General features: G+C 60.9%; 9 protein-coding genes and 1 pseudogene. 2 read left to right on the plus strand and 8 right to left on the minus strand.

Going from position 1 to position 9,738, the window contains the following annotated elements:
• Nucleotide 1: 1 nt before the first annotated feature.
• From ACH196_RS33705 to ACH196_RS33735, 7 genes are all read right to left on the minus strand, one after another.
• Nucleotides 2-796, minus strand: coding sequence for an SDR family NAD(P)-dependent oxidoreductase (locus tag ACH196_RS33705; protein WP_396651218.1), 795 nt, complete (start codon nucleotides 794-796; stop codon nucleotides 2-4).
• A 12-nt stretch (nucleotides 797-808) separates the two neighbouring features.
• Nucleotides 809-1,984 carry a zinc-dependent alcohol dehydrogenase gene (locus ACH196_RS33710; protein ID WP_396651219.1) on the minus strand — a complete coding sequence of 392 codons (1,176 nt, stop codon included), beginning with the start codon at nucleotides 1,982-1,984 and terminating at the stop codon, nucleotides 809-811.
• 176 nt (nucleotides 1,985-2,160) lie between these two features.
• On the minus strand, nucleotides 2,161-2,994 hold the full coding sequence (gene nadE, locus ACH196_RS33715; RefSeq protein ID WP_396651220.1) for an ammonia-dependent NAD(+) synthetase: 834 nt from the start codon (nucleotides 2,992-2,994) through the stop codon (nucleotides 2,161-2,163).
• Nucleotides 2,995-3,012: 18 nt separating this feature from the next.
• A complete protein-coding gene (locus tag ACH196_RS33720; protein ID WP_396651221.1) occupies nucleotides 3,013-3,636 on the minus strand; it encodes a cysteine hydrolase family protein in 624 nt (207 codons plus the stop codon).
• Nucleotides 3,633-4,151, minus strand: coding sequence for an inorganic diphosphatase (locus ACH196_RS33725; RefSeq protein ID WP_396651222.1), 519 nt, complete (start codon nucleotides 4,149-4,151; stop codon nucleotides 3,633-3,635). The genes ACH196_RS33720 and ACH196_RS33725 overlap by 4 nt, the downstream gene beginning before the upstream one ends.
• A gap of 33 nt (nucleotides 4,152-4,184) precedes the next feature.
• Nucleotides 4,185-4,970, minus strand: coding sequence for an exodeoxyribonuclease III (xth, locus tag ACH196_RS33730; protein WP_396651223.1), 786 nt, complete (start codon nucleotides 4,968-4,970; stop codon nucleotides 4,185-4,187).
• Nucleotides 4,971-4,983: 13 nt separating this feature from the next.
• Entirely contained in the window at nucleotides 4,984-5,166 is a 183-nt protein-coding gene (locus tag ACH196_RS33735; protein ID WP_396651227.1) for a DUF3606 domain-containing protein, read from the minus strand.
• Nucleotides 5,167-5,433: 267 nt separating this feature from the next.
• On the opposite strand from ACH196_RS33735, the gene ACH196_RS33740 reads away from it, so the two are divergent.
• A complete protein-coding gene (locus tag ACH196_RS33740) occupies nucleotides 5,434-5,910 on the plus strand; it encodes an Hsp20 family protein (protein ID WP_396651224.1) in 477 nt (158 codons plus the stop codon).
• 785 nt (nucleotides 5,911-6,695) lie between these two features.
• The gene (gene ligD / locus ACH196_RS33745; RefSeq protein ID WP_396651225.1) at nucleotides 6,696-9,341 is read left to right on the plus strand and encodes a DNA ligase D; all 2,646 of its coding nucleotides are present in this window, start codon (nucleotides 6,696-6,698) and stop codon (nucleotides 9,339-9,341) included.
• Here ligD and ACH196_RS33750 read toward each other — a convergent pair.
• A pseudogene (locus ACH196_RS33750) lies at nucleotides 9,342-9,738 on the minus strand (hypothetical protein); the annotation flags it as partial.

Below are 9,738 nucleotides of genomic sequence, written 5' to 3' on the forward strand. Positions count from 1 at the left end.
ACTAGTCCTCAGCCGAACCGGGCTCGGCCATCTTCCGATGCTGCTCGGCAAGCAGGCCCGCCGGCGTGACGTTGGCAACTGCGGACTGGATTTTGTTCTTCAGGCCGCTGACCACGTCGCCGTCACCCCGCATCATCGCGTCCCAACCTGTTTTCGCGACATCGGTTGGATCGTCTTTCTCCTGCTGACCGACTTTGGTATCGAGCATATCGGCCCGTTCGAAGAAGCGCGTTTCAGTCGCGCCCGGCATCAGGCAGGTGACCGTGATGTCCGTGTCCTTCAGTTCGTTGCGCAACGCGAAGGCAAAACTGTTCACGAAGGCCTTTGTGCCATTGTAGACGGCCTGGAAAGAGCCCGGCATGAAACCGGCAATCGATCCGGTGAGAAGTATTTTGCCCCGGTTTGCTTCGCGCATGTCACGTCCGACCTTTTGCACCAGGTAGACCGTACCGACGATGTTGGTGTCGACCACGCGCCTGACCTTCTGAAAATCCTGGTCGAGAAAGCCATGGCCGAGGCCACGTCCAGCGTTTGCGATCAGGATTTCGACCGGACGCCCAACGTTGCTCGCGGCCTCGTAGAGTTGGTCGACACCCTCGGTGGTAGCAAGATCAGCCTGAACGGCTCGAACCTTGACGCCCTTGGCCTCGAGCGTCCCGGCGGCCTCGTGGATTTCCGGCTCGTCGGCCGCGATGATCAGATCATATCCCTGGTCTACGGCGAGTTTGGCGAGTTCGAGGCCAATGCCGCTCGAGGCACCCGTGACGATTGCGAGGGGGCGTGAGGTTTCAGTCATGGACTTCCGCAATCAGGGCTTGAGGACGACTTTGATGCAGCCGTCCTTCTTGTCGTTGAACATTTTGTAGAGATCCGGGCCTTCTTCGAGGCTCGCCGTGTGGGTGATCACGAAGGACGGGTCGATGTCGCCGTTCTCGATATGAGCCAGCAGCTTAGGCAAGTAACCTTGGACAGGTGTTTGTCCCATGCGCATCGTCAGACCCCGGTTGATGGCGGAACCGAATGGGATCTTGTCAAGAAAACCGCCATAGACGCCGACGATGGAGACCGTGCCGAAATTGCGCGTGCAGTGGATCGCTTGACGCAGGACATGCGGCCTGTCAGTGCCTATGAAGGTCGCAACCTTCACCCGGTCGACCATAGCGTAGAAGTTGGAATTGGCCAGCGGCTCGGTGCCAACCGCATCGATGCAGGCGTCGGCGCCGCGACCCTTCGTGAGTTCCTGGATGCGGTCGTAAACATCCTCGTCGAGGAAATCGATTGTGATGGCGCCAGCGGCGCGCGCCAATTCCAGCCGCTCCGGAACCGTGTCGACTGCAATGACCCGCTCGGCGCCAAGCAAAAAAGCGCTTCGGATAGCCATCTGCCCCACTGGCCCGCAGCCCCAGATGGCGATCGTGTCGCCCTGTTGGATGTCGCAGAAATCCGCAGCCATGTAGCCGGTCGGAAAAATGTCCGAGAGGAATAGCACCTGTTCGTCGCTCAAACCCGCCGGCACCTTGATCGGCCCGACATCGGCGTAGGGCACGCGAAGATACTCCGCCTGGCCGCCAGGGAAGCCGCCGAGGAGGTGCGAGTAGCCAAAAAGGCCAGCCGGCGAGTGTCCCCACATGGTCTCGGCCTTTTCCTTGCTTTTCTGCGGATTGGAGCGCTCGCAGCCGGAGAAGGCGCCGCGCTTGCAGAAGAAACACTCCCCGCAGGCGATAACGAACGGGACCACAACGCGATCGCCGACCTTCAGATTGGAGACGCTGGATCCGACTTCGACAACCTCGCCCATGTTCTCGTGGCCAAGCACATCGCCGCTGTGCATGTCGGGAATGACCCCATTGTAAAGATGGAGGTCGGAGCCGCAGATGGCGCAGGAGGTGACTTTGATAATCGCGTCCCTAGGCGCTTCGATCGAGGGGTCGGGCACGCTCTCGCAACGAATGTCATGTTTGCCGTGCCAGGTGAGTGCGCGCATCGAAACCTCTCGCTGAATTCAAAGCCTAAGCTCTGGCGCGCCTCGTTGTTCCGAAGTGGTCTCCCAGAAGTGATATTCGCCGCAGCGGGAAATGCATCGGTCGCCTATTGCCGGCGGCGTCCTTCCTCCACCTCTTGGGGCAAAGGTATGTGGGTTCGCGATAAATCCCGGCTTGATCAGGCCGAAAAAGGCAGGTCGATAGGCGCGACCGGAAGCGCGCGTTTGTGGGCGGTGGTCGAATACAGGTAAAGTATCCGCCGGTAAGCCGAATCGTCGACCTGTCGGCCTTCCAGGAAATCGTCGATCTGATCGTACGTAACACCATAGGCATCTTCATCTGGACGAAGCGGGACTAGGTTTTCCAGGTCGGCAGTCGGAACCTTGGCAACCAGTTCGTGTGGAGCACCCAGATGCGCCGCCAAGGCACGAACCCTGCGTTTGTTGAGCCCTGAAAGAGGGAGGATGTCGGCGGCCCCGTCGCCAAACTTCGTGAAAAAGCCCATCAATGCCTCGGCCGCGTGGTCGGTGCCGATGACCAGGCCGCGGTTGGCGCCGGCGAGTGCGAACTGGGCGATCATGCGCTGACGCGCCTTGATATTGCCGAGCAGGAAGTCCTCGCGTCCCGCGTCACCGAGACCGATGCCGGATCGCTTGATCGTATCCAGCATGGCGTCGGCGGCCGGCTTGATGTCGACATGGCGCACTTCGTCTGCCTGTATCGTGTCCAAGGCCCGCTGGGCGTCACTCTCATCCGCCTGAGTTCCGTAGGGAAGCCGAACGGCCACAAATTTGGCCTCGTATCCCGTCGCTCGCAATCCGTCGACAGCGCGTTGAGCAAGGAGCGCAGCAGCTAGCGAATCCACCCCACCGCTGATGCCAAGCACATAGGCATTCAGACCCGAGGCACGCAGATAGGTGCAGAGAAATTCGATACGCCGATGCGCTTCCCGTTTGACATCGAAGCTTGGCGCCACGCCCAAGGCATCGACAATCAGTTGCTGTTCCGTCATTTGCGAGGTGCTCCGGTATCACAGCATTCCATCTATCCGCGCCGCCACGAGGTCGGCAGCGGTCACCGTTTCGACCTGCATGCCGAACCGGCTTTCATAGATTTCGATCATGGCGTCATGGGTAGAGTCCGCCCCCGAACAAATCGCGTCTGCGACAATGATGACGCGGTATCCGAGGTCAATCGCCCCCATGACGGTGGCGAGCACGCAAACCTCCGTCTCCGCCCCCGAAACGATGAGCGTATCAACGCCAGCCGACTGTAGCCGCGCGTGCAGAGATCCATGCCATGCCGACATGACGGATTTGTCCTCGATCGACGCTGGGGGCACGAAGCGGGACAGGTCGGAGACCAGATCAATCAGTCCGGGGTCGAGCCGAGTACGCGTCATCGAATCCCACTTGTGCCAATACCGGCGCCAGGCACCGCCGATATCGTCCGGAGATCCCGGAGGAATAAAGCGAGTGAAGATTGTTCGCGCTGGATCGAGTTCGACGACGGCGATGACATTGGGCAAGACCCGCTCCATCCAGGGAGTGTGCCATTCCGTCGGCTCCGCGAACATCCGTTGCATGTCAGTGCAAAGGTGTACCCAGCGCCCTCGAAGCGGTCCAAAGCGAAGGCCTTCCTCCAGTTTAGTCAAGGTTGGGCAGCCTTCCTGACCAGGCTCACCGCCTCGGTTCGGTCCAGACGACCGACGACCTTCGCCTTCTTGCCGTCGGCCGCTTGGTAGGCGACGAGAAAGTCCTCGATATCCTTGAGCTCAGCAGCCGGCATGTCCGACAGTTCAAAGGGCGGTCGATCCTGGTGCAGCAGAAGCGGCACAGCAAACAAACGGTCGTTGCGAACGGTATTGCCCTGCTTGGTTTCCTCCATCGCGATTCCGCCAAGCAGTCGGCATCGCACCAGCGAGCCCGTGGGAAGATCCGCGTCGGTCACCAGCAATACATCGAGCGGATCGCCGTCCTCCGCCTTCGTCGAGGGAAAGAAGCCCAACGGAAATGGAAACGCGAATCCCATGGCGAGCAGCTTTTTCGCGCGAAACATACCGGTCTCGGGATCGTAGGCGAATTTGGTGCGGCTGCCCTTCGGGGTCTCCACGACGACGTTGTAGCCGTCCGGAACGTGCAGGGAGATTTTGTCGATTGCGGCCGTCATTAGCGCATAACCCGGATCGAGAGCCGTCGTTCCTCAGGCCTCGATCTCGATCCAAGCGGGAGCGTGGTCGCTCGGCTTCTCCCAGCCACGTGTCTCGACATCCACGCCAGCGCTTCGGAGTTGGCCGGCAAGCGATGGGCTAAGCAGCAAATGGTCCATCCGCAGGCCAGAGCTGCCATCGTAGCCACCGCGGTGGGAGAAGTTCCAATAGGTGTAGACACCCTTTTCGGGATGAATGAGCCGGACGGCATCGACCCAGCCATCCTGCAACATAGTCGCATAGGCTTCCCGGCTTTCCGGGAAATAGACGGCATCGCCTAGCCACCGCCTCGGTACGACCGCGTCGATCTGGGTCGGCACAACGTTGTAGTCGCCGCAAAGAACGACCGGTGCGCCGTCCGAAAGCAGGACCTTGCTATAGCTGATCAGCCGCTCGAACCAGCGCAGCTTGTAGTCGAACTTCGGTCCCGGCGCGGGGTTGCCGTTGGGCAGGTAGAGGCACCCGATGATCAAGCCGCTTATATCAGCCTCGACATAGCGGCTGTGCGTGTCGTCAGGATCCCCTGGTAGACCCCGCCGTCGTTCGACCGGTTCAACTCCGCGTGCAAGGATCGCCACCCCGTTATAGGATTTTTGACCGTGCCAGATCGCGCCGTAGCCGGCCGCGCGGATCGCCTCGGCAGGGAATTTTTCGTCCGACGTTTTTAGCTCCTGCAGGCAAACGATCTCGCAGGGGGTTTCAGCCAACCATCTCAGGAGCACGGGCAAGCGACCATTGACACCGTTCACGTTAAAGGTGGCGATACGGGTAGCCGCCATTGTCCGAGAAGTTCTATTTCTTCCCCAGCTTGTCTTCGACCTTCTTGCGCGTGTTGCCGACCGATTTCACCGCCGATTTGACGGCATCCTTGCTGGCGCCGGTCTTGCCCGCCTCGTACCTCACTTCGTGATCCTGCCCGCCGGCCACCTTGGCGCGGTCCTGGTTACGGCCGCGTGTTGTTCCACTGTTTGCCATCTCTTCCTCCGAGTTTGCTGCTTCAATGCTCCACAACGCGGTCAGACTCTTCAAGTTCAATCTTGCCGAAAGAACGCGTCGACTGCCCATTATTGAGGTGCCGGAAGGAGGAGCAAAAGGACGGGGAAAAAATTTCGATGCACACTCTTGAACCCGTTTATTGATGTTCCCAAATCGTCTGCCGTCGGGGCCATGAGGCCCGACAAATCGGCGTCGCAGAGGCGCTGCGACGCTCAGCACCCATGTTGCTTTTCGGAGGATATGGCCATGAGAAACTTCGACTATTCCCCCCTTTACCGTACGACGGTCGGGTTCGATCGTCTCTTCGACATGCTCGACAACAGCGGCCGTTCGGACTGGCCGCCCTACAACATCGAGCGAAACGGCGAGAACGACTACCGCATTACCATGGCAGTTGCCGGCTTCAGCCAGGATGAGGTCGAACTCACCCAGCACGGCCCGGAACTGATAGTCACCGGACAGAAGAAGCCCGAGTCGGAGGACTGCCAGATCCTTCACCGCGGGCTTGCCATCGGCAATTTCAGGCAGGTCTTCAAGCTGGCCGACCATGTGAAGGTTGCCAATGCTTCGCTGGAGAACGGCCTCCTTGCGGTCGATTTGGTGCGAGAGATCCCGGAGGAGCTCAAGCCACGGCGGATCGCCATCGAGTCGGCTCAGCGCACCGTGGTGGGCGACAAGAAGCAGATCAGCCAGGACACGGAGCCGCGGCGTAAAGCCGCCTAGGCTCTTCCACGTATAAACCTGCGATTTGCCTCCCGGAGTGTTCCGGGAGGCATGGATTGCGGAGAAACGGAGATGATCGAGAATAGCAGTCTCTCAAATGCGGATCGGAAAGTCGCCGGTCACACTGCCAGTCATATATTCCAAAAGCCCCATGAAATTCTTGCCGATCCCGGCATGGGCCTCGACGAGAAGCGGGCTCTGCTGGCCTCCTGGGCGTCTGATGCCCGCGCAGTCCCGGGCGCCCCATCGCTACGCCAGTTGGAAGACGGCTCTCGCATAGACGTTGAGGATATCCTGCGAGCCCTGAAGTCGCTGGACGCAAGCAACGGTATCGAGTCCTCGCGGAAGCAGCCGACGACATTATGCCTGCGGCCTTTAGAGCGCCGACGTCTGCCGGCGTCGCGCTCGTGGTTGCGGATCCTGCGCCGTCGCTCACGCGATGACGACGATGATCCGCCGCCATGTCCTGCTTTTGCGGTCATTCCGCCCAGGCAGGGAGCCGGCGGCGCAGTAGCTTGTCCGGAACATGTGGCAGCCTAAGGCGGCCGGGTAGGAACCTCAGCGCGGGGTTCCTACTGCGCACCGCCCGAACAGCAAATCGGCCCAGGATCGCTTGGAGTCGCGACACTTTTAGATCCAACCGCGCGCAGATGGGGTGACAGTCGCTTGTTAGTAGCATCCGCATAGACCTGTTGGATCGAGGCCTCGGTGACCTCGCTCCGCTCAAGGAACCTCTTGTCAGTCCGGACCATTCTTCGTGAAGTCGACGTACGTCCGAGGAATAGATGGCGAACGATAAGCTCTCAAAATACAAAGCCAAGCGCGATTTCGAGCTCACGCAGGAGCCGAGCGGGAGGGAGACCGTTAAACCGTCGAATAGGCGACGGTTCGTCATCCAGAAACATGACGCAACGCGGCTGCACTATGATTTGAGGCTCGAACTCGACGGCGTCTTCAAATCCTGGGCAGTGACGCGTGGCCCGTCGCTTGACCCGCACGACAAGCGTCTTGCGGTCGAAGTCGAGGATCACCCGCTCGACTATGGGGATTTCGAAGGCACTATTCCAAAAGGACAGTACGGCGGCGGCACGGTGATGCTGTGGGACCGCGGGTATTGGGAGCCGGAGGGCAAGAAAAGCCCGGAACAAGCCCTCGCAAAAGGCGACTTCAAGTTCACGCTCGACGGAGAGCGGCTGCATGGCAGCTTCGTGCTCGTCCGCATGACCCATGACCGCGAGCGAGGCAAACGCACCAACTGGCTGCTGATCAAGCATCGCGACGAGTACGCGGTGGAGGAAAACGGCGCCGCTGTTCTTGAGCAGAACGACACTTCGGTGGCTTCCGGCCGCACGATGGAGGCCATCGCTTCCGGAAAAGGTCGCAAGCCGAAACCATTCATGCGGCAGGGCGGCAAGGTAGAAGCAGATGCGGTGTGGGATAGCCGTACCGGGCTGGCCGCGGAGGAGCGTAAGCAGAAAGCTCGCGGCAAGAAGAGGTCGGATGCGAGCAATCCTGTCGATCTGCCCGATTTCATCGCACCTCAGCTTTGCGAAACTCTTGCGCGGCCGCCATCCGAAAGTGGGTGGCTGCATGAGATCAAGTTTGACGGCTATCGCATCCAGATGCGCGTGGTTGACGGCGGGGCGACGCTGAAGACGCGGAAGGGTCTGGACTGGACCGCCAAATATCCCGCGATCGCACGCGCTGCCGCAAATCTGCCGGATACGATCATCGACGGCGAGATCTGCGCGCTGGATGAGAATGGTGCTCCCGACTTCGCCGCGCTTCAGGCCGCTCTTTCCGAAGGCAAAACAGACGCGTTGGTCTATTTCGCGTTCGATCTCTTATTCGACGGCGGCGAAGACCTGCGCGCACTGCCACTCTCGGAGCGGAAGGTCAGGTTGCAGCAACTCTTGTCTAACGCTGGCGAAGACGCCCGCGTCCGTTTCGTCAAGCATTTCGAGACCGGCGGCGACGCGGTGCTGCGCTCGGCCTGCCGATTGTCGCTCGAAGGCATCGTGTCGAAGCGGGCGGACGCGCCCTACGTTTCCGGCCGGACAGAGACTTGGGCGAAATCCAAATGCCGCGCCGGCCACGAGGTCGTCATTGGAGCCTATGCAACAACCAACGGCAAGTTCCGGTCGCTCCTTGTCGGCGTCAACCGCGACGATAGCTTCGTCTATGTCGGCCGTGTCGGCACCGGTTATGGCGCCGCCAAGGTCAAGGACCTGATGCCGAGGCTGAAGGCGGTGGAGACGTCGAAATCCCCCTTCACGGGCATTGGCGCCCCCAAGAAAGAACGTGGTGTCGTCTGGCTCAAGCCGGAACTCGTCGCGGAGATCGAGTTCGCCGGCTGGACAGCCGATGGCCTTGTGCGCCAGGCGGCGTTCAAGGGGCTGCGGGAAGACAAGCCGGCTGACGAGGTCGAGGCCGAGAAGCCGGCCTCGCCGACGAAGACGCAGGTACCTCAGCCCGCCCCGCCAGCATCATCCAAAGTGCCTCGCCGCGGCGGCAAGGTCGATGTCATGGGCGTGTTGATTTCCAACCCGGACAAGCCGCTCTGGCCTGACGCCAACGATGGCACACCAGTCACCAAGGAAGACCTCGCCCGCTACTACGAGGCCGTCGGCGCCTGGCTGATCGAGCACATCCGCGGGCGGCCGTGCTCGATCATTCGGACCCCGGACGGACTCGGCGGGGAGCAGTTCTTCCAGCGCCATGCCATGCCGGGAACGTCGAACCTCCTGGAACTGGTGACCGTATTCGGGGACAAGAAGCCCTATCTGCAGATCGATCGCATCGAAGGGCTCGCTGCGGTGGCCCAGATCGGTGCGGTGGAGTTGCATCCCTGGAACTGCGAGCCCCACCAGCCGGAGTTGCCCGGCCGCCTGGTTTTCGACTTGGACCCAGGTCCTGACGTCCCCTTCTCCACCGTGGTGCAGGCTGCCAAGGAGATGCGCAATCGCCTCGACGATCTCGGGCTCATCAGCTTCTGCAAGACGACCGGCGGAAAGGGCTTGCATGTCGTGACGCCGCTCGCCACCACCAAGCGCAGCAAGCTCACCTGGCCCGAAGCCAAGGGTTTCGCGCATGATGTCTGTGTGGCGATGGCGCGCGACAACCCTGAGCTCTACCTGACCAAGATGGCGAAGAATCAGCGCCACGGGCGCATCTTCCTCGACTATCTGCGCAATGACCGCATGGCTACAGCCGTCGCGCCGCTGTCGCCGCGTGCGCGGCCCGGAGCAACTGTTTCGATGCCGCTGACCTGGACCCAGGTCAAAGCCGATCTCGATCCGAAGCGGTACACGCTGCGCACCGTGCCCGGATTGCTTGCGAAGAGCACGGCTTGGAAGGATTATAGTGATGGTCACCGCCCGCTGGAGCCTGCCATCAAACAGCTGGGAAAAGTGATAAAACAGGCCGCCTGATCAGGTCTCGCCGTCGTTCATGTTGAACACCGCGACATTGTCCTGGACGTCCCGCAGTCCCTTATACGAAGCGTGCCGCAGTTTTCCGTCGTTGCTCCAACCACGGAATTCGATCTCGGCGATCAGCATCGGCTGAGCGAACACCAGATTCTTGCCCTTCAGGGGAACTACCGGCTTGTTCGTCCTCAATTTGTCGAGGGCGCTTCGCAACGAAGCGGCCTCCTTGCTGTTGAAGCCGGTCCCGACGGCGCCCGTGTAAACCCACCCGTTTGTCAATCGGCGCGCAAAGTTGACCCCGGATCGGCGTCCAATTTTGACCCCCTTCGTGCAGTGCGCGAGGGTGAGCGCCCGACCGGGTGAAGCTGGTCGGGGTCGCGCAGCCCGGTCGGGCGCGTTG

Source organism: Mesorhizobium sp. IMUNJ 23232 (genome assembly GCF_044326205.1).
In the GTDB taxonomy this organism is placed as follows: domain Bacteria; phylum Pseudomonadota; class Alphaproteobacteria; order Rhizobiales; family Rhizobiaceae; genus Kumtagia.

What these genes read in the sequence shown, in the direction of transcription:
- xth (WP_396651223.1), bottom strand. Translation starts at nt 4,970, where the DNA reads ATGGCGGCTACCCGTATCGCCACCTTTAACGTGAACGGTGTCAATGGT.
- ligD (WP_396651225.1), top strand. Translation starts at nt 6,696, where the DNA reads ATGGCGAACGATAAGCTCTCAAAATACAAAGCCAAGCGCGATTTCGAG.
- ACH196_RS33705 (WP_396651218.1), bottom strand. Translation starts at nt 796, where the DNA reads ATGACTGAAACCTCACGCCCCCTCGCAATCGTCACGGGTGCCTCGAGC.
- nadE (WP_396651220.1), bottom strand. Translation starts at nt 2,994, where the DNA reads ATGACGGAACAGCAACTGATTGTCGATGCCTTGGGCGTGGCGCCAAGC.
- ACH196_RS33740 (WP_396651224.1), top strand. Translation starts at nt 5,434, where the DNA reads ATGAGAAACTTCGACTATTCCCCCCTTTACCGTACGACGGTCGGGTTC.
- ACH196_RS33710 (WP_396651219.1), bottom strand. Translation starts at nt 1,984, where the DNA reads ATGCGCGCACTCACCTGGCACGGCAAACATGACATTCGTTGCGAGAGC.
- ACH196_RS33725 (WP_396651222.1), bottom strand. Translation starts at nt 4,151, where the DNA reads ATGACGGCCGCAATCGACAAAATCTCCCTGCACGTTCCGGACGGCTAC.
- ACH196_RS33735 (WP_396651227.1), bottom strand. Translation starts at nt 5,166, where the DNA reads ATGGCAAACAGTGGAACAACACGCGGCCGTAACCAGGACCGCGCCAAG.